Here is an 18,456-nt window from a genome sequence, read left to right as displayed (position 1 = left end):
CTACGCTCGAAAGGACGACCTTAAGAGCGCAGCTTCGCTACCGGGCCATGCTCCCGCAAGGCGGCCCTCGCCGGAGGCGTACGACAAGCTCCCCTGACGGCCGGCTCCTAGTTCTCAGCCTCCCAAGCCCAGGCAATATTTTCCGGCGCTGCCTAAGCGCAATCGGTCGCTGAGCAGGAATTTCCTGATTCTGCGGGCTGTATGGAAAATTCATTCCCGAACCATTCGGCCGCAGGCTTGTCTTGCATTGTTCTGGGCAGGAACGATCTGCTAGAACGCCTCCACGAGAATAGATTGTCCAGAAGTGCAGCTTGAACCGGGCGGCTGAAGACCGCGCCTGTTGAGGATACAGGCTCTTCTGTGGATGGCACGAAAGAACGCTCACAGTCCATGAACATCGCGCTTACTCACCTTCAGCGGCTTGAGGCTGAATCCATCCATATTTTTCGCGAGGTGGCCGCGGCTTTCGCCAAGCCGGTGATGCTCTATTCGGTCGGCAAGGATTCGTCCGTGCTCATGCACCTGGCCATGAAGGCATTCTATCCGGCCAAGCCGCCCTTTCCCTTTCTCCATGTCGACACGACCTGGAAATTCCGCGAGATGATCGCCTTTCGCGACCAGATGCAGCAAAAGCTCGGTTTCGACCTCCTGGTCCATGTCAATGAAGACGGCGTGCGTGACAACATCAATCCGTTCGAGCATGGCTCCAACACCCATACGCATGTGATGAAGACGGTGGCGCTGCGGCAGGCGCTCGACAAATACGGGTTTGACGCAGCCTTCGGCGGCGCGCGACGCGACGAGGAGAAGTCGCGCGCCAAGGAGCGCATCTTCTCGTTCCGCAACGCCCAGCATGTCTGGGATCCGAAGAACCAGCGGCCGGAGATGTGGAAGATTTTCAACACCCGCATCGCTGCCGGCGAATCGATCAGGGTGTTTCCACTGTCGAACTGGACCGAGCTCGACATCTGGCAATACATTCTCCAGGAAGACATCCCGATCGTGCCGCTGTATTTGGCCAAGGAGCGGCCGGTCGTCGAGCGTGACGGCATGCTCATCCTGAGGGATGACGAGCGCATGCAGCTGCGGCCCGGCGAAACAGTGGAAAACCGGATGGTGCGGTTCCGCACGCTCGGCTGCTATCCGCTGACCGGCGCGATCGACTCGGAAGCCGACACTCTGGAGGCGATAGTCGGCGAAATGCTCACGGCGCGCACTTCCGAGCGGCAAGGTCGCCTGATCGACCGCGACGAAGCCGGCTCGATGGAAAAGAAGAAGCGCGAGGGGTATTTCTGAGTATGCGCCACATCATGGCCAAGAGCCTCGCCCCGACCGACGGCGTCCGCGACTATCTGGCGGCGCAGGAACGAAAGTCGCTGCTGCGCTTCCTGACCTGCGGCTCGGTCGATGACGGCAAGTCGACGCTGATCGGGCGCCTGCTTTCCGACACCAAGCAGATTTTCGAGGACCAGCTGGCCACGCTCGAGCGCGATTCGCGCAAGCACGGCACCACCGGCGACGACGTCGACTTCGCGCTGCTGGTCGACGGCCTCGAGGCCGAGCGCGAGCAAGGCATTACCATCGACGTCGCCTATCGCTTCTTCGCCACGCCAAAGCGCAAGTTCATCGTCGCCGACACGCCCGGCCACGAACAATACACGCGTAACATGGCGACGGGTGCATCGACCGCGGATCTCGCCATCGTGCTGATCGATGCTCGCCAGGGCGTGCTGCGTCAGACCAGGCGGCATTCGATCATTGCCTCGCTGCTTGGCATCCGCCACATTGTGCTCGCTGTCAACAAGATCGATCTTGTCGGTTTCGACGAGGCGGTTTTTGAACGGATCGTCGCGGATTACGCACAGTTCTCACGTGACCTCGGTTTCCAGTCGATCATGCCAATTCCGATGTCGGCCCGCTACGGCGACAACGTTACCGGCCGTTCCGACAGGACGGACTGGTTTTCCGGCCCGACGTTGATCGAACATCTCGAAACCGTGTCGGTTGACGAGGCCGCGGTCGAATTGCCGTTCCGGTTTCCGGTCCAATATGTGAACCGTCCCAATCTCGATTTTCGCGGTTTCGCCGGCACTATCGCCTCCGGCTCGGTTGCGCCGGGCGACGAAGTAGTCGTCGCCAAATCCGGCAAATCCTCGCACGTCAGGCGCATCGTTTCGCATGGCGGCGATCTTCAGCAGGCTATTGCCGGCCAGGCCATCACTCTTGTCCTCGACGACGAGGTGGAAGTCTCGCGCGGCAATATGCTGGTATCGCCGGCGGCGCGGCCGCAGGTCGCCGACCAGTTCGCCGCCAACATCGTCTGGTTCGACGAACACGCGCTGCTGCCCGGCCGCTCCTACATCCTGCGCACCGAGACCGACCAGACCAGCGCCACCGTCACCGACCTGAAATACCGCGTCAACGTCAACGACTTTGCTCATGAGGCGGCCAAGTCGCTTGAAATGAACGAAGTCGGCATCTGCAATATCTCGACGCGGTCGCCGATCGCCTTCGATCCGTTTGCCGAAAACCGCACCACCGGCGCCTTCATCCTGATCGACCGCATCACCAACGCCACGGTCGGCGCCGGCATGATCCTGCATTCGCTGCGCCGCGCCGAAAACATCCACTGGCAGTCGCTCGATGTCGGCAAGCGCGCCCGCGCCGATATGAAGAACCAGCGGCCGGCCGTGTTCTGGTTCACTGGGCTTTCGGGCTCGGGCAAGTCGACCATCGCCAATCTGTTCGAAAAGAAGCTGTTCGCCACTGGGCGCCATACGTACATTCTGGATGGCGACAACGTCCGTCACGGCCTCAACCGCGATCTCGGTTTCACCGACGCCGATCGTGTCGAAAACATTCGCCGCGTCGCCGAAGTGGCACGCCTGATGGCCGACGCCGGGCTGATCGTCATCGTGTCGTTCATCTCGCCGTTCAGCGCCGAGCGGCGCATGGCGCGCGAATTGATGGCCGACGGCGAATTCGTCGAGGTGTTTGTCGACACACCCTTCGAGGAATGCGCCAGGCGCGATCCGAAGGGCCTCTATGCGCGGGCGTTGAACGGCGAGATCAAGAATTTCACCGGCGTCGATTCACCCTATGAGGTGCCGGAAAAACCCGAAATTCATCTCAAGACCCTCGGCAAATCCGCCGAGGAGATGGTAGAGGCCCTGGAACACTGGCTGATAGAGCGGGACATTGCCGAAGACCAATATGATAGCGGCGGCGGTATCTGACGACGAAGCGATGCTTGCCGTCTTCGAGCACCTTGCCTTGGCGGCAGGGCGCGAGGTGATGCGCGTCTTTCGTGCCGGCTGTGCGGTCGACAGCAAGTTGGACAGTTCGCCGGTGACGGAGGCTGACCGCGAGAGCGAGAAGATCATTCTTGCCGGGCTGCGTGCCGCATTTCCGGAGATTCCATGCGTGGCCGAGGAGGAAGCCTCTGCCGGCATCATGGCGCCGGATCTCGGCGACGCCTTTTTCCTGATCGATCCGCTCGACGGCACCAAGGAGTTCGTCAACCGGCGGACCGATTTCACTGTCAACATCGCGCTGGTTCGCCATGGCGTGCCTGAGATCGGCGTCGTCTTCGCGCCTTGCACCGGCCGCTTCTTTTCCGGCCGGCCGGGCAAAGCGGAAACCATCGAGATCAATGACGACTACGAGATCGTCGATCGCCAGCCGATTTCGGCAAGGGCCGGTATGGTGCCGCTGACCGTCGTTGCCAGTCGCTCCCACAACACGCCGGAAACCGACGCCTATATCCGCGCGCTTGGCGCCGCCGAGATCGTCTCGGTCGGCTCGTCGTTGAAATTCTGCCTTGTCGCCGGCGCCGAGGCGGACGTCTATCCGCGCTTCGGTCGCACCATGGAGTGGGATACGGCTGCGGGTGACGCGGTGCTACGCGCGGCCGGCGGCATGACGCGCACGCTGGATGGTGAGCCGCTCGCCTACGGCAAGCGCAACCAGAGTGACGACGAGGATTTCGCCAACCCGCATTTTATCGCAAGCGGCAAGGCTGCTCAATCCCCATAGACCTTGGTTGCGCAAACCAAAGGACCGCGACAGACCTGACCGGCGTTCTTCGGATGCACGACCTATCGCCCAGATCGGTGTGAAAGCGCAGGTGTGACGGTGTGAAAGTAACTGCTGGCCGCTATCAGGCTGTCGGAATGTGCAACGTGACGCGATCCGCGATGCGCTTGCCCACAGTAGCGATGATCGCCACCAAGGATGGCGTCGGGAACTTCGCGCTCTCAATCCGAATTGTGTTGCTCGGGCCGTTCGGCGATAAAGAGAGTATCGGGGAGAAGCCCAAGACGCTCGCGATCGGCGGCAGGTATACGGTCTGAATCTATTCGAGCGACCGTAAAACCCACGTCCTCGATACGTTCCTTGATATCGGGTCCGTAGGCTCGCACGTGATCTGATCCGCCGAAGCGCTCGTCGCGCTCGCTCCGTGACATGGATGGCGTCGCTTCGAGCGTTTGACGATAGATAAGCGGTACTTGGATCCAGACCTGTCCTCGAGGCTTAAGGGATGACCAAACTTGCCGAAAAACGTGCCGATCGTCAGGTACGTGCTCCATGACATGGCACAAGACGACAATATCGAGATCGCTGGTGCCGTTCATGTTCATCAGGTCAACCTGCACGGTATCGGGGCCGTACCGTCCGGGCTCGATATCGCCTTTAATGAGGTTGCCCGCCTGAGATAGTCTCTTTGAAAGCCCCTTCTCGCTCGGCGCAATCTGGAGAATTCTAAGCGGTCCCGCCGGAAGCCCGAGAAGCTTACGGTCTAGAGCACAAATCAAAAACCGCTCACGATCCAGGGCATGACAAAGCGGGCAAATAAGCGTGTATCGCCCGAAACGGTAAAAAGCCGCCACACCGCGATCGCAGGCATTGCAGTGATGAGCCTTCCTCGTCGGGAGGAGCGTCAGGGTGAGGGCTCTCAGCCAATCTCCGTACGAATCAAGTTTGCGTGTGACCCGCCGCGTTGTGATACGATCAGCATAGCTGCGAAAAAGAGATAGAAGTCGGCTTCCTCGAGCGTTGTTCCACGATGGTTTCAGCATGTCGGCCTTCTAAGGTTTTTGACCCGAGGACCGATAATTAGCGCCCCCTGATATAACGTCGAGTCAGCGGAGCAGCAGGAGATTCGCCCCGCCATGGCATCGACCGTGATATCGAGCAGACCGGCCATCTCAGCCAGCGACTCGTCGAGCCCCGGTCAAGTCCAGACCCAAGCCGATCTCCAATCCCAACACAGGATCGGCAACCTCACAGATCGCGGCCACTCCCGAAAGGTATCCGGAAACGCCGCTTACCGATCACATATGCTCGGGGTCTGTAAACAACAGGGTTACGGCCCCATCCAGCCTGCGGCAAGCGAGGCGCAGCCACCAACTCGGTCGGTTGGCGTGGCCGATTCCGTTGGTGACCCTTCCGGTCGACGCTCCCCGGACCTTCACACGGTGTGCCGTATACCGATAGACTTGAACGGCTATACGAGCGAGTGATGGCGTTCCACATCAAAAATCCCGAGACCGACGCACTGGCCCGCCGGCTCGCCGCACTTAAGAGGACTGGTTTGACAGAGGCCGTCCATGCCGCGCTCAAGCATGAGCTTGAGCGCGAACAGGCTAGAGCGTCCCTCGTAGAGATCGGCGTCAGGTTCTGCCGTGATCTGCGAGCCCGGGGCAAGCCTGATCACGGCAGGCCCGCCGACAAGGCGTTTCGCGACAGCCTGTACGAGAATGACTGATGTTCACCGACGCCTCGGCCCTGACGGCGCTGATGACCAACGAGGATGATGCGCGAACTCCTGGCCGGGACCCGGCGCGCCTGAACGGTGTTGAACCGGACTTTACTTGGCTGGCCACGGTCCAGATTGGATCACGTTCAAGAACCTAAAGTGCGGCGGGCTTGCTTCGGATGGTTAAGGCCAGGAGCGCCTCCGAAAGTCGTTTCTTCGCCCGCTCCACCCCGTTCTCATCGATTGCCTCAACATCGAGGAACAAGTCGAGACCAGTCGCATGCTCGCTGATGACCTGAGGGCGCTGGGCGAGTTCACCCAGGAGGCCCTCGACTTCGTAGGGGACAACCTCCCGGCTGATCCCCTTCATGGCAATCGGGGCTAACGGACGAGCGCGGACGAGGTCGCGCACGAGCGCGTAAGTCTCATAGCTGAGGCAGATGCCGCCGGGCTCGGCAATCGACTGCAGCCGGGCCGCCAAGTTCGCCTCGGCTCCAATGATCGTGTAGTCCATCCGATCATCGGAACCGAAGTTCCCAACATTGCAATAGCCCGTGTTGATGCCCATGCGAGCTCGGAAGGGCCGTTCAACTCCGCGGTCATGCCACACCCTGTTCAACTGCTCCAGCCGACGCTGCATGTCGACAGCCATGCGCAAGCAGGCTCTCGCGTCTTCCTCGACGCCTTGCGTCTCGGGGTCTCCGAAGAACACAAGAAGCGCGTCGCCGATGAACTTATCGACGGTGCCGCCGTGTTTGAGCGCGATCGTCGACATCTCGGTAAAGTACTCGTTGAGGAGAAGCGTCAGGTCCTCGGGCTGGAGCCGTTCCACGATCGCGGTGAAATCCTTGACGTCGGAGAAAAAGATCGTGAGCTTCTTGCGCTCGGTCGCGATGGTGACGTCCTTCTGGCCGCTGAAGATGCTTTTGTAAATTTGAGGCGAAAGGTATTTGGCGATCTTCAATGAAATCGCGGCCAGGAAGTCGTTTGCCTCCGAAAGCTCCTTGTTGATGCCCTGAATCAACGCGGACTGCCGACGCTGCAGGAGAATGAACGTCAGGCCGGCCGCCGCCGCGAAACCGAAATATAGGAGCAGATACTTGAAGGTCAGCACGTTCGCAGCGATAGGCTGATTGACTGATATCTCCTGGATCCCTCGGACATCCCCTACCTTCCAGTCCGTCTTGGGGCTGTCCGGGTGTGAGTTATGGCAGGTCACGCACACTTGTCCCATTATGACAGGGGCCGCGGCGCGGACCTGCCGGTCAAACAGTGAGCCCGAGACCTCGATGATCGGCTCCTTCGGGTTGGCGCGCAAAGCCAGGATTGCATTCCGCTCGAACGCATCGAGCTGGTGGGGCGCGCGACCTTTGAAAGGCAGATCCGAGACGAACCGATATTTGACCGAGCCGTCGTGAGCGCTGATGCGCTTGCCGAGTTCGATCGAGAGGGTTGCTGGAATAGGGATCGCGCCTGGCACGTCCCGGTAGTTGTGCGTCGCAGTTACGGCGCCGTTAGCTTGCAGCACGCGTCCCACGACGTCGCTGCCGTAGAATCCGCGCATTTCGTCGATGATGCGGCTGATTTCGCTGGCTTGCCTGCGCAGCATCCGTTCCGACAGGTCTCGGAGGTCGAGCCAGGCTGCGACGGGCAGACCGATAAGGCCGATGACCACTGCCGCCACCAGGAGCGGTCCCATGGTGCGCTGCTGACGCGCAATCTGTTCACCCAGTCCAGCCATTGTGCAAGCGCCCGGCCGTCTTAGTATGTGAACTATAGCTCATTCCCGGCACGGTACCAGAGTCAGTCTTGGCTCGATGAAAACACGTCAGCCCTGCAATGTCGGAACGACCTTGAGCGGTTGTTGCGAAGCCCGACCGCTCACAGCGGATTTCGCATTCTGGCGCTGGACGGGCAGTGAATCAGTGAAGGGATGTCGCAAAGTCGGTTGTGGCCCGGAATGCGCTCCGCGATACCGCTCAGGGGTCAAAATTCGCGTCTGGCAAGGTTGAGACTTCTGCGGTCGGAGAGCGCGTCGGAGAAGAAAGTGTCCCGCGAACGTATCCGCGCGTCGGTCGGACTATGGAATGGGCACCGCGGGGTGACGCGCGCTGCCGGCAGCATGACGCGCACCTGAATGGTGCGCCGCTCGCCTGCGGTAAGCGCAACCACAGCGACGACGAGGATTTTGCCAATTCGCATTTCATTGCCAGCGGCAACGCTGCTACGGCCGCTTAGGCATTATGATGAACTCGGATCCCGTCCCGGCTCGTCGCCCCCAATGACGACGTCGCGGATGCGACGCCTGAGTGAGGCACTTGTTTTCAGGCGAACGCTCGTGGCAGGGAGTAACCATCCGGTGTGGATCGTGGCAGAGGCGCTTTCGCGTTTTAAACTGCTTGCATGGAGATCGACACCGACAAGATCGACGATGCCGTTATGGGCCTGCTTTGGCTGACGCTGCATGAAGAGAGGCGCGCCTGGAAGAGGTTGGATTGGAATGCTCTGGATCGCTTGCACGAGAAGGGGCTGATCGCGAATCCGGCAAACAAGGCGAAGTCAGTGTTTCTGACAGATGAAGGACTGCGGCGTGCTGAGGAGCTATTCCGAACCCTGTTCACTCGCCCGGCGCCCTGAGCCAGAGCGCTGGACGGGCGCCTGCGAGCTGATAGCGCACATGGCTGAATTTCGACACCGGCGGCGCGCTGACCGCAGGCGGGACGGCCGGTGCTCTCGCCGTGACGGCCAAATTGGTATTCGTCACCTACGCCAACGGGCGCATCCAGTCTGTTAAGGCAGTGGCAGAGAATACCGCAGCCGCGGCCCTCAATATCAACGGCATTGTCGCGAGGTCCATCCGCAAGATGCTTTCTGCCGGCGAATCGGCGTTGCCCGGGCCGAGTTGCAGGCAGGCAGCGGGTCTGCGCCCGCTGCTGGCACATGGATGTTGAAGAGGCAGATTACCACAAGCCACAAGCAATGTGTCATCATAGCTGGGGATTTCCGAAGGCAGGTTTCTCCAGCACCAGCACATGACTGCCAAGAGGCGATGTGTGAGTGCTCTTAACCTGGAACCCCTCGTCAGAAAGCGTTTCGATGAATTCGCCATCCGTTCCAGGCGGAACGCGGGCAACGACGTTCGAGGTGCGCCTCACAATATTGGAAAGCACCCTTCGCGCCTTGCCCGGGCGGATATTGCGCTGCATGTGCTGATAGACGGCCAGCAGCAGGACGATATCGTATTTCGGTAGGAGGATATTGCCGAGGCGCCGGCTGCCGAGATTCAGGCGATCGAACCGGGCATGCACCGGGGAGCCGCTCAACAACATCTTTGCAGTCTCGATATGCGGCTTGGCAACGTCGATCCCGTGGATCGAGCTGGGTTTCAGCTTGGATATCTCATAGGCGACAACACCCATATTGCAGCCAACATCGAGAATGGATTTTCCGGCGTAGTCGACCTTTGCGGAGAATAGCCCGTCAAGTCTGTCGTCCCACGTTCCGGCAAAACCCTTTTGAATCTTGACCACCACAAATCATCAGCTCCTTTGAGAAGAGCCCCCTTGAGCGCCTCCTACCACGAGAGAATTAACGGTCGATACCCGTTCAACTGGAATTGATGACATTGTCGAACCACGGCAGGGACGTGTGCGGCCGCCTCACAACCCCATCACCTTGAGTGCCGCGGGAACCGGATAGCGGCTGCCGTCATAGCGCATCCGGTAGGTCCGCTTCACAGGCTTGCCAGGATGGGACTGGCATTCGCCATTCTGGTCGGGGGAGGGATTATCGGTATTCGTCCGCTCAACCGCGGTGATATCGTGATAGCCATGATGGCTCGCCAGATTTATTGCCAGGCTGACCTGGCTGGAATGAAAGTATCCGGCGCAACTACCATCGCTATCGCCGCCAGAGCCGGCCACCACGAGACCGTCGAGCGCCACGCGTAGCGTATCGCCTGTGAGAGCGTATAGCCGCAGGTCGGTTTCAGTGAACGGAGCGGTCAGCGAATGGTGTGCCAGTTCGATGCTCAGGCCGAAGGCGGTTACCTCAGGGGCCAGTGCATAGCGGCCAGTATCGAATTCCACCTTCTCGATGACAATCGCGTCATCGGTCATCAGACCGGGCTGGAGCAGGCGCTGGCGCACACGCAGCGTATTCCTGTCGACGACCAGAAGCTCGATATCGCCGACATGCAGGTGGTCGCCGTTAGCCCTGTCAATCAGCGGCACTGCGACCAACAGCAGGTCGGCATCGGCGGGCCAGATCTTGCAGACCAGGCCGAACGGCGCATCGCTCCCCGGGAGCGTCGAGGCGATGCTGGTATGAGGTTCAAGCGTGAACGAGGTGCCGTCGGCGCTCTTTCGGGCCTTGGGATAGGCCTGCTGCACCAGCGCGGCGGCATCGCCGCAATCGCCCGCCGCGGCCTTGGCGGGCGACAGGCTGGCGAGGGCGGCGCCGAGCAACAGGACAGGCAACACTATTCGCATGGAATTCTCGCCTCGCAGGGCCGGGTTCGGTCAGGGCCCTTCTACGCGAGATTGGTGGCGGCGCACAGGGCGTAGGGAAGTGACGGATAGCTCCACCCGCTGCGTCAGGACCATAGGTATCCTGGAAAGTCGTAAAGCCCGAGCTCGCTTAGGGACGGTGATCATGAGAACGCCGCCCGAGCGGCCAATTTTTGCCAATGCTGTTCGAGCTACCTGAAACAGATACTGACAATGTGATCTCGATTGCCTTGTCGCGCTCCGATTAGAAAAGAAGCGCTCCGACAAGAAACCTCTACAAAACCGGACCTCGCCGATCCGTCAAGCGCACCTTCTAGGGAGTACATCCCAAAATTAACTCGGCATGACCTCCGTTTCTGACCCTCTGAGCCGGGCGGGTTCGCTGTCGGCGCGCTATCAAAGCAGAACCAATGCCGCGCCTGCTTCGGCTTTCCGAAACCGCAGCGTGTCTTTCCTTTAGACTTGGCAGCACGGCGCGTTCAATCGGAACCGTGCTGCCTTCAATGTACAGCCAATTCTCCAATCATCCGGCGAGCTTGTAACGCCGGCAGCCTTTTTGGCAGCTGCGAGCGGCGCATTCATCTCGAGTTCTTCGACGACAACCAGGTCCTTTATCCAGCCGCTTGCCCGGACCGCCAATGCTAGGTCCATCCCATCGGCCTGGTCCGGAACCTCAGCATTGATGACAACATCATAGGCGCCGCGAGTAAACAGCATACCGGATACCTTGCCACCAACGCTTTCCAAAACCGCCTTGATTGCAGCTTCTCGGTCTGAGCCTTGTATCAATCCCTTGTAGGCATGGGGCGGACAGTTTCCCAGGATTGTCACTTTCATGGGTATTCCTCCCGATCTTGTACGAGTTTCGTTATTGGTCGTTTGACCAACACGGAGCAATGGCGGACAGTTGGGTCAGCCGTAACCCTGCATCGCAACGCTTTTGCTCGTCTCTAAAGCTGGCAGCGGGAAAGGTTCGACCTGCCCTCCGGTCTTGTCCAGATACTGCATCAAGGCCGTCACCAGGTGGTAGAAAATGCTCGCGGGGACCTCCGTTGCCAGTGACCTTCCGCGCTCGTCAATCCTGTCGATCCACAAGCCAAGCGGTGCGGGAGCGATATGCCATTTGAAGAGGCGGGCGACACGAGCTTCGATCTCGGGTTTCAGATCGGGCCCGCCGATGCCGTCCAGGGCGACGGCCGCCTTGACGGCTTCGCGTTGCGGCCAGCTGCGGGAGAGCCGGTCGAAGGGAATTCCCTGCCGCGACACAGCTGCATAAGCCAGACCCGTGGCCCGGTTCAATCCGCTGGCGATCGCCGACGAATAGAGCTTCCTGGCGTAGGCTGCCAAGTCTTTCTGCCCACTTGCCCGCGCGAACTCAACGAGGAGCGAAGCCCATTCGAAATGGTGCCCTGGTTCGGTCCACTGTCCCTCCTCTCCCGGCAACGGTAGCCAATCGACATCGAAATGTTCCCCAAGCGTCCAGCTCTCCTGATCGAAGAAATGGCACCGGAAGAGATCGACGACACGTGCCGCCCGACGGAGATATGCACGCTCGCCGGTGACGCGATGCCAGGCAAGGAAGGATTCCAGCATGTGCATGTGCGGGTTCGAGAACCGCACCCCCTTCCAGCCGGGGGTCTCGAGGAAGCCATTCAGGCTGACGTCCTCGAGATGGGTGTCGATGAAATTGAACGTCTCTTGTGCCAGTTGCAGGGCTTCCTGATGGCCGCATCGGTGAGCGTAGGCAAGCGCCAGGAGCACGCAGGAATGGTCGTAGGCGTCCTCCGTCGGGTCAGCCACGCTGCCATTGGAATTAAGGATGCGCACCCAGCCACCGCGTTCGGTGCGGCCGTGTTTGGCGATAAACTCGATGCCGTGGTCGATGAGCTTGTCGGCCGGTCCAACCCAGCCGCGTTCTTTGGCCACCGCGAACGCGTAAATCTGGCGAGCCATCGTCCGCATGCGCTTGGGTTTGCCCAACGGCCTTGCATCGAAACCGAGCGCCTCGTGGAAGCCGCCATACGCATCGTCGACACCTGCAGTGGACCACAGCGGCAGGGTTTCTTTGAAGAGCCAGTGCTCGACCCGCTTGCGCCATGACCCGCTGATGATGACCCGGTCATCCGACCCCGTGAACTTCGTTTCAAGGCGTCCGCTCTTCTCGAGTTGTTCGACGACTTTCTTCACATTCTGGCTGTGGCTGACAGGAGCGACGAATACCGCGTCCGGTGTCGTCACCACCGCCACATGCTTCATTCCAATGACTGTCAGCAGTCTGCCGTGGCTTCTGAGATAGGAGTTGCCGCAATCCATGGCGACAACGTCGCCCATTACGACATTGCCGTCGCGGTCCGTCGGGCTGGCTTCCAGCAGCGATTGCCACGATCCAAGGTCGTTCCAGCGGAAGGAAGCCGTAACCATCGCAATACCGCGTGCATGCTCCATGACTGCGTAGTCGATCGACGTCGACGGGACAGCCGAATAGAAGCCCTGGGGCAGGTAGATGCCCAAGACGTCGGTCCGTGCAGCCTTATGGGCCCGTTCCGCGGTGTCCCAGATGTCTGGCCGGAACTCGAGAAATGCCTTCCGCATCGTGTCGGCACGAAACAGGAAGATGCCGGCGTTCCAGTAGAATCTTCCCGAAGCCACATATTTGCGGGCCGTCTCGGCATTGGGCTTTTCGACAAAGTGTGAAACGGTGGCCACTCCGTCACCCGTTGCCGCAACCTCGATGTAACCGTACCCGGTTTCGGGATGCGTCGGCTTGATGCCGAACACGACAATGCTGCCTGAATCGGCGGCAGGCATGCCCACCTCGACGGTTTCCCAGAATTGCGTTTCGGTCGATATCTGATGGTCGGAGGGGACCACGAGCACAAGCGCGTCCCCGCCATATTCTGAGATCGTGTGCAAGGTGGCTATGGCCACCGCAGCGGCGGTATTGCGGCCGACGGGTTCGAAAATCGGGCTGCCGCCGTTCAGGCCGAGCGGACCGATGTCCGAGATAACGCGGTCGGCATGCCGTTCGGAGGCTATCAGATAGATCGGCGTCTCGCCGTCCGACCGCGCCTTGAGGCGTCGGACAGTCTTGGCCAGCATCGAGCCGTCGCCCGAAAGGTCGTGGAATTGCTTGGGATTGTCTTCGCGCGAGAGCGGCCACAGCCGTGACCCGACGCCCCCGCTCATGACAAAACTTACGATCCGCTCCGGCATGCCCAGTCCTCTCAAAATGTCTAGGCTCCGACCTCTGGATTGCGGCGCAGCACGGCATCGACAGCCTCGAACATCTCGCGACGTCGTTCCGGCGAGACAGGGCTTTCCACGACGACAACAATTTCCGCCTTGTTCGACGAGGCCCTGACCAGACCCCACGTGCCGTCTTGGTCAACGACACGCACCCCATTTATGGTGACGAGATTGGCCAGCGGCTGGCCAGCGAACTCGATCCCGTCCGCCTGAAAGCCACAGCGGTGCCGTTGCCGCAGGTAGCCACCACCTTCAGTTTTCGGCCGACGTTCTTTCCGGCAGTCAGGTCCAAGCCAGTGATGAGAGCACTGGTTTCGAAGGCGAATGTGTTCGGCCTGGCTTGGCCGACTACGTTCAGGGTCACGGTTTCCGCTCCACAACTGTAGGGCACAATCCTAGCACGCTGCCGTGCCCAACGCCCCTTCATGATGGAGTAGCCCTAACGCCCTGGTTCGCACCGCTAGTCAGCCTCGCTTTAGAATGGTGAGATTTTGGTTCCTACGAGTTACCTGCGATGGGCGGCGTGCGGAGTGAGGGTGGATGGAAATCGCTGCCCCATGCGCTTTGCAAAGGCCGATCGACGCTCTTGACGGAGCCTGCGCCGCCGGTCAGGAAGGCCATCTCGGAGACTTTCCGTCTCGGACAAACCGGCTTCCCTGCAATCCCCGCATCGGCGTCGGCTATGCTCTCCAGACTCGGACCCGCGATAGCAAATGCTGTGACAAAGCTTCGGCCGCCCCGCCGAGGCGAGTCATGGCGTAGGCGAACGCAGTAATGGCAAAGCCGGCCATAATCGCCCCGGCCCGCCGGGCGGCACCGACCTTGCCGCGCATGGCCGCCCTCAGCTCGGTTGCCACGGCGCGCGGCAGCACCTCCCGGACGTAGAGCCATTCGGGTCCAAGGCCGCCTTTGGACCCTGCGAGGCCCGTCAACACTGCCTTGGCGGTGCCCTCGACGAGACAGCGGTGGACGAAGTATTTCCAGGTGGTGCGCTGGATCGGCACAGCATGGAGCACATGCGCCGCTGGCCGATACGCCCAATGGCCCCCAGGGTATAGGCCGCTGGCCCGGATGCAGAATTCCGTTTCCTCGCAGCTCTCAGCCTTGCCGCCGATCCTTGCTCGGCCGCTGACGGAGAATCCGAGCTTGCGGCGCCCGAGGTCCGGCGCGAAGCCACCGGCGCGCCGCAGCACGTCGGCGCGCACCGACATGTTGGCCCCGATCGGGTTGCGGATGCGCCCGTCCCGTACGGCCATACCGGCGTAGGTGCAGCCCACGACCCAACGGAACTCGCCGGGAAACCAAGAGGGCGGCGGCACTTGCCACAGCGGCTCAACCGGGCCTCCGGTGCCCAACACAGCTGGATCCCGATAAGCGTCCAACAGCTCCTCCAGCCAGTGCCGGTCGGCGACGGCGTCATCATCGAGGAAGGCAATCACCGGGGCGGTGGTGTATTCAGCTCCTGTCATGCGTCCGCCGGACAAGCCCGGTTGCCTGCCATTGGCAAGGACGGTGACGCCCGCAATCTCGCGCGCGGCGCGCCCTAGCAAGGCCTCGTTGTAGTCGACGACCACGACAATTTCACGTGGGGCATGCGTTTGGGTGCGGACGGACCCGACCGCACGCTTCAACTCGTCCCAGCGGTCGAGAGTGTGCGCGCAGATCACAACGGAGGCTTCGGTCATGGGGCTTCTTGGACGGTTTCTGAGGCCCGGTGGGTCTCGCGGGTCTGCGTCGCCCGGGCCGTCGCGGCTTGAAGGATGTTCCAGATCGCGCTTCCGTCATGGTGGACATCGAACTGGGCGTGTTCGTCGACGGGATAACGTCCGCTGTCCTGCCGGGAGACCAGCAGCCACACCATCCAGCCGGCGCAGCTGGGATCGCGGGTAAGCGTATCGAGCCACATGGCGTAAGCCTTGGCGGAGTCCCGATTGGAGCGGGCATAGCCGAATTCCTCCAGAAGGACCGGCTTCTTGGCGCGGGCCGCCAGCCGGCAGAACTCGGTGATCATGTCGTTGAATTGCTGGACCGTGAGGTTGTAGTAGAGCGGGTAGCCATGCCAGGTCCCGAAATCGAGAGTTGGGATCGTCAAATCGGTTAGCTTCGGGTCGAGAATATTGGCATTCCCTGAGCTGACAAGGTGATTGGAATCGAGGGACTTGACGTAAGCCGACATTTCGCCAGTCCAGGCCGACCGCAAAGCCTCCGGCTGCGCATTGCCTTCGTTCATCAGCTCCCAGGCCATGATGGTCGGGTCGTCCCGGTAGGCAAGCCCGGTAAGCGGGTTGACGCGTTGCACGACGTGGCGGACCCAGGCCCTGTAGTCCCGCTTCGTGCGTGGGTCATCGAAGAAAAACGTCGACTCGTCTTGGCTCCCGTACCAAGCCCGCATCTGCTGGGCGCCACCCGTGTAGGCCCAGAAATCCAGGAAGGCGATGATGAGCCTGAGGTGTCGCTTGCCGGCCTCGGCGATGAGGAAATCAACCTTCTGCATGCCGTCGGCGCCGTCATTGATCGCCATCCTGTTTTGGCTCGGGTCCCAGTAGAGCAGGTACGTGCCCTTGACTGCGAGATTGCTGGCTTCGCCTTGAAGCCGCCAATCCCAGATCGTAGACTTGCTTCCGTCGAGCGACCCGATCACCGGCTGGAGGAAGGTGCGGACCGCATTGGCCCCCATGGCCACCGCGTCATCGAGGACGCGGATGACCTCGTCCTGCGACCCGAAAGTTACATAGTGGTTGTTCACGCCGGTCACAAAGAATGGCCTGCCGTCGACCGTAAACTCCGTGCCGGAAGTCTTGATGAAAGACGCTGGCGACAAGTTGTCCGCGGCGCTCACGGCCGCCGGAACAGATAGCAACGCGAACACCAGCACGCGCAATCCGGCATTGCGCAGCCCGTATTTCGCCCGTTGCCAGCCGACTGTCATCCTTGCATGTGGCTCTTGCCCGGCGCCGACTGCAATGGCCCCTAAGGATTACCCCCTCTGGGCTCGCACAGCCTGGCGTCAATCGGCCATAGTGGTGCTTGGCCGATTACGGTCGCATGGCACGGCATGTCACCGGGAAAACCGTGGTAGAATAATGTTAACGACATGGGTCCTTCGCGCCTCGACCCGTTGCTCCGGCGCGTGAAGTGGCAAGGCGCCACAGAAATGGTAGCCGTCCCAAACTAACACTGGTCCGAAGAAAGACAGGTCAGGAGCGGTTAATGACTTATGGAAAGCTATTGCTGAGCTGTGTATCGGGTGGGGAATCGCTGCGGCTCTGGCTTTTGGACCAGAGGTGGTTCTCAGGATATCTGCTGCCGGCATTACCACGTCAAGTTCGCTGGTTTCTGAGAAAGTTATACCTTGCGCCGCTTGATCTGGTCGAGCAATTGGCACACGGTCGGAAAAGTTCATCACCAAAACGGGCGTCCAATTTTTCAGGTGCCGTAACCGGGGTGGTCCATACTTACGAGGGCAGCGGCGATGCTCTTCTGGGCCGGTTGGTTGAGAGCGCTGGATTGACACCGAACTCGCGGGTTCTGGATATCGGTTGTGGGTTCGGGCGCCTGGGTGCCGCCATGGGCACTTATCTTAATGCCAACGGGTATTATGAAGGTCTCGACATCGTCAAGGACTGCATCAACTGGTGCGGCGAGAACGTCAAGAGCCCTAACGGCAATGTCAAGTTCAGGCACGCTGACATATATAATCGCGAGTACAATCCTTCGGGTATGGTGAAGGCCAAGGATTACCGTTTTCCCTTCGCGGATCGTTCGTTTGATGTCGTTGTTCTGATCAGCGTGTTTACGCACATGAACTACGAGGATACTGCTAATTACATGCGTGAAATTTCGCGTATGCTTCGGCCAGGCGGGATGTGCTACGCGAGTTACTACTTCCTCACGCCGGTTTCTCTGGCAGCGATGAAGCTACCGAAATCCACGTTCAACTTTAGATATTCGTTCGGCTCGTATTTCACAGCGAGCAGGCAGACGCCAGAGTTCGCCATTGCCTTCAATGAGACGCTCATTCGCGAATTATATAAAGCATGTGGTTTAGCACCCGAGTTTCGCCCCGGCGAATGGTACCAGGGCAAAATTGGGTCCCAAGATTATATGATTGGGCGCAAAGTTTAGTTTGGCCACCTGGAGCGCCTGAGCCAGTCGGGAGATGATCAGAAGCGCGCGTCCTTGTTTTGTCTTGGCACGAAAAAGAAGTCACCGACGTTCTCGACGATGCGGTCGCTATGCGTCCACCGTAAAGAGCGGGTAGCCATGCCAGGTCCCGAAATCGAGAGTTGGGATCGTCAAATCGGCTAGCTTCGGGTCGAGAATATTGGCATTCCCTGAGCTGACAAGGTGATTGGAATCGAGGGACTTGACGTAAGCCGACATTTCGCCAGTCCAGGCCGACCGCAAAGCCTCCGGCTGCGCATTGCCTTCGTTCATCAGCTCCCAGGCCATGATGGTCGGGTCGTCCCGGTAGGCAAGCCCGGTAAGCGGGTTGACGCGTTGCACGACGTGGCGGACCCAGGCCCTGTAGTCCCGCTTCGTGCGTGGGTCATCGAAGAAAAACGTCGACTCGTCTTGGCTCCCGCACCAGGCCCGCATCTGCTGGGCGCCACCCGACAAGTTGTCCGCGGCGCTCACGGATGCCGGAACAGATAGCAACGCGAACACTGGCACACGCAATCCGGCATTGCGCAGCGTGTATTTCGTCCGCTGCCAGCCGATTGTCATCCCTGCATGTGGCTCTCGCCTGGGGGCCGAGTGCAATGGTTCCGAGGGATTACCCCCTCTGCCCTCGCACGGCCCGGCGCCGTTCGGGCATAGTGGTGCTAGGCCGATAGCGGTCGCTCGAGTATGGAACCCATGCTGTCAGACACCGCTCCCAACCAAGAGTTTAGCTCTTCGCATCGGGGAGTCCCTGCAGTCGTAGTAGGTGGGGAGCTGAAC

At 60.4% G+C, this 18,456-nt stretch carries 17 protein-coding genes and 1 pseudogene; 8 read left to right on the top strand and 10 right to left on the bottom strand.

What is annotated here, in order from left to right; all coding sequences use genetic code 11:
• Nucleotides 1–390: 390 nt before the first annotated feature.
• From cysD to cysQ, 3 genes are read left to right on the top strand one after another with little or no spacing between them, the layout of a single operon-like run.
• Nucleotides 391–1,296, top strand: a complete 906-nt coding sequence (gene cysD / locus NKH41_RS21075; protein ID WP_352451750.1) for a sulfate adenylyltransferase subunit CysD — start codon at nucleotides 391–393, stop codon at nucleotides 1,294–1,296.
• 2 nt (nucleotides 1,297–1,298) lie between these two features.
• Nucleotides 1,299–3,236 carry a sulfate adenylyltransferase subunit CysN gene (cysN, locus tag NKH41_RS21070; protein WP_352933737.1) on the top strand — a complete coding sequence of 646 codons (1,938 nt, stop codon included), beginning with the start codon at nucleotides 1,299–1,301 and terminating at the stop codon, nucleotides 3,234–3,236.
• A gap of 10 nt (nucleotides 3,237–3,246) precedes the next feature.
• Nucleotides 3,247–4,035: a 3'(2'),5'-bisphosphate nucleotidase CysQ gene (gene cysQ / locus NKH41_RS21065; protein WP_352933761.1), complete on the top strand. Its 789-nt coding sequence runs from the start codon at nucleotides 3,247–3,249 to the stop codon at nucleotides 4,033–4,035.
• Nucleotides 4,036–4,256: 221 nt separating this feature from the next.
• Here the strand turns inward: cysQ and NKH41_RS21060 are convergent, their stop codons facing one another.
• Nucleotides 4,257–5,078 carry a class I SAM-dependent methyltransferase gene (locus tag NKH41_RS21060; RefSeq protein ID WP_352933734.1) on the bottom strand — a complete coding sequence of 274 codons (822 nt, stop codon included), beginning with the start codon at nucleotides 5,076–5,078 and terminating at the stop codon, nucleotides 4,257–4,259.
• A 443-nt stretch (nucleotides 5,079–5,521) separates the two neighbouring features.
• On the opposite strand from NKH41_RS21060, the gene NKH41_RS21055 reads away from it, so the two are divergent.
• On the top strand, nucleotides 5,522–5,767 hold the full coding sequence (locus NKH41_RS21055; RefSeq protein ID WP_352616528.1) for a type II toxin-antitoxin system VapB family antitoxin: 246 nt from the start codon (nucleotides 5,522–5,524) through the stop codon (nucleotides 5,765–5,767).
• The gene (locus NKH41_RS21050; protein ID WP_352821751.1) at nucleotides 5,767–5,916 is read left to right on the top strand and encodes a hypothetical protein; all 150 of its coding nucleotides are present in this window, start codon (nucleotides 5,767–5,769) and stop codon (nucleotides 5,914–5,916) included. The genes NKH41_RS21055 and NKH41_RS21050 overlap by 1 nt, the downstream gene beginning before the upstream one ends.
• On the opposite strand, the gene NKH41_RS21045 is transcribed toward NKH41_RS21050, so the two are convergent.
• Complete coding sequence (locus NKH41_RS21045) at nucleotides 5,913–7,499, bottom strand: adenylate/guanylate cyclase domain-containing protein (protein ID WP_352749070.1); 1,587 nt, start codon at nucleotides 7,497–7,499, stop codon at nucleotides 5,913–5,915. The two genes, NKH41_RS21050 and NKH41_RS21045, sit on opposite strands and share 4 nt — an antisense overlap.
• Before the next feature lie 662 nt (nucleotides 7,500–8,161).
• Here NKH41_RS21045 and NKH41_RS21035 point away from each other — a divergent pair.
• Complete coding sequence (locus tag NKH41_RS21035) at nucleotides 8,162–8,395, top strand: DUF6429 family protein (RefSeq protein ID WP_352933731.1); 234 nt, start codon at nucleotides 8,162–8,164, stop codon at nucleotides 8,393–8,395.
• Between the two features lie 101 nt (nucleotides 8,396–8,496).
• Entirely contained in the window at nucleotides 8,497–8,709 is a 213-nt protein-coding gene (locus tag NKH41_RS21030) for a hypothetical protein (RefSeq protein WP_352772668.1), read from the top strand.
• A 36-nt stretch (nucleotides 8,710–8,745) separates the two neighbouring features.
• On the opposite strand, the gene NKH41_RS21025 is transcribed toward NKH41_RS21030, so the two are convergent.
• The 7 genes and pseudogenes from NKH41_RS21025 to NKH41_RS20995 form a co-directional block, all read right to left on the bottom strand.
• Nucleotides 8,746–9,288 (bottom strand): class I SAM-dependent methyltransferase, encoded by a 543-nt coding sequence (locus NKH41_RS21025; RefSeq protein WP_352933728.1) that lies wholly within the window; start codon nucleotides 9,286–9,288, stop codon nucleotides 8,746–8,748.
• Nucleotides 9,289–9,417: 129 nt separating this feature from the next.
• Nucleotides 9,418–10,239: a PA3715 family protein gene (locus tag NKH41_RS21020; RefSeq protein WP_352933725.1), complete on the bottom strand. Its 822-nt coding sequence runs from the start codon at nucleotides 10,237–10,239 to the stop codon at nucleotides 9,418–9,420.
• Nucleotides 10,240–10,722: 483 nt separating this feature from the next.
• Nucleotides 10,723–11,103 (bottom strand): GYD domain-containing protein, encoded by a 381-nt coding sequence (locus tag NKH41_RS21015; RefSeq protein WP_352933722.1) that lies wholly within the window; start codon nucleotides 11,101–11,103, stop codon nucleotides 10,723–10,725.
• Between the two features lie 75 nt (nucleotides 11,104–11,178).
• Nucleotides 11,179–13,479: an AGE family epimerase/isomerase gene (locus NKH41_RS21010; protein ID WP_352933719.1), complete on the bottom strand. Its 2,301-nt coding sequence runs from the start codon at nucleotides 13,477–13,479 to the stop codon at nucleotides 11,179–11,181.
• Between the two features lie 20 nt (nucleotides 13,480–13,499).
• A pseudogene (locus tag NKH41_RS21005) lies at nucleotides 13,500–13,724 on the bottom strand (phosphomannomutase/phosphoglucomutase); the annotation flags it as partial.
• A 468-nt stretch (nucleotides 13,725–14,192) separates the two neighbouring features.
• Nucleotides 14,193–15,197 carry a glycosyltransferase family 2 protein gene (locus tag NKH41_RS21000; protein WP_352933717.1) on the bottom strand — a complete coding sequence of 335 codons (1,005 nt, stop codon included), beginning with the start codon at nucleotides 15,195–15,197 and terminating at the stop codon, nucleotides 14,193–14,195.
• Nucleotides 15,194–16,387 carry a glycoside hydrolase 5 family protein gene (locus tag NKH41_RS20995; protein ID WP_352933715.1) on the bottom strand — a complete coding sequence of 398 codons (1,194 nt, stop codon included), beginning with the start codon at nucleotides 16,385–16,387 and terminating at the stop codon, nucleotides 15,194–15,196. Before NKH41_RS20995 ends, NKH41_RS21000 begins: the two co-directional genes overlap by 4 nt.
• A 335-nt stretch (nucleotides 16,388–16,722) precedes the next feature.
• Between NKH41_RS20995 and NKH41_RS20990 the strand changes: the two genes are divergently transcribed.
• A complete protein-coding gene (locus NKH41_RS20990) occupies nucleotides 16,723–17,637 on the top strand; it encodes a class I SAM-dependent methyltransferase (protein WP_352933712.1) in 915 nt (304 codons plus the stop codon).
• A 108-nt stretch (nucleotides 17,638–17,745) separates the two neighbouring features.
• Here the strand turns inward: NKH41_RS20990 and NKH41_RS20985 are convergent, their stop codons facing one another.
• Nucleotides 17,746–18,240, bottom strand: a complete 495-nt coding sequence (locus NKH41_RS20985; RefSeq protein ID WP_352933710.1) for a glycoside hydrolase 5 family protein — start codon at nucleotides 18,238–18,240, stop codon at nucleotides 17,746–17,748.
• Nucleotides 18,241–18,456 lie beyond the last annotated feature (216 nt).

Source organism: Mesorhizobium sp. M1169, from assembly GCF_040318345.1.
Classification (GTDB): domain Bacteria; phylum Pseudomonadota; class Alphaproteobacteria; order Rhizobiales; family Rhizobiaceae; genus Mesorhizobium.
The sequence above is the reverse complement of the archived record's forward strand: the minus strand, read 5'-3'. Positions and strand labels throughout refer to the sequence as shown.

Bases quoted from the DNA above. Each gene is read 5' to 3' on its own strand.
- cysD (WP_352451750.1), top strand. From the start codon at position 391: ATGAACATCGCGCTTACTCACCTTCAGCGGCTTGAGGCTGAATCCATC.
- cysN (WP_352933737.1), top strand. From the start codon at position 1,299: ATGCGCCACATCATGGCCAAGAGCCTCGCCCCGACCGACGGCGTCCGC.
- cysQ (WP_352933761.1), top strand. From the start codon at position 3,247: ATGCTTGCCGTCTTCGAGCACCTTGCCTTGGCGGCAGGGCGCGAGGTG.
- NKH41_RS21060 (WP_352933734.1), bottom strand. From the start codon at position 5,078: ATGCTGAAACCATCGTGGAACAACGCTCGAGGAAGCCGACTTCTATCT.
- NKH41_RS21055 (WP_352616528.1), top strand. From the start codon at position 5,522: ATGGCGTTCCACATCAAAAATCCCGAGACCGACGCACTGGCCCGCCGG.
- NKH41_RS21050 (WP_352821751.1), top strand. From the start codon at position 5,767: ATGTTCACCGACGCCTCGGCCCTGACGGCGCTGATGACCAACGAGGAT.
- NKH41_RS21045 (WP_352749070.1), bottom strand. From the start codon at position 7,499: ATGGCTGGACTGGGTGAACAGATTGCGCGTCAGCAGCGCACCATGGGA.
- NKH41_RS21035 (WP_352933731.1), top strand. From the start codon at position 8,162: ATGGAGATCGACACCGACAAGATCGACGATGCCGTTATGGGCCTGCTT.
- NKH41_RS21015 (WP_352933722.1), bottom strand. From the start codon at position 11,103: ATGAAAGTGACAATCCTGGGAAACTGTCCGCCCCATGCCTACAAGGGA.
- NKH41_RS21010 (WP_352933719.1), bottom strand. From the start codon at position 13,479: ATGCCGGAGCGGATCGTAAGTTTTGTCATGAGCGGGGGCGTCGGGTCA.
- NKH41_RS21000 (WP_352933717.1), bottom strand. From the start codon at position 15,197: ATGACCGAAGCCTCCGTTGTGATCTGCGCGCACACTCTCGACCGCTGG.
- NKH41_RS20990 (WP_352933712.1), top strand. From the start codon at position 16,723: ATGACTTATGGAAAGCTATTGCTGAGCTGTGTATCGGGTGGGGAATCG.
- NKH41_RS20985 (WP_352933710.1), bottom strand. From the start codon at position 18,240: ATGACAATCGGCTGGCAGCGGACGAAATACACGCTGCGCAATGCCGGA.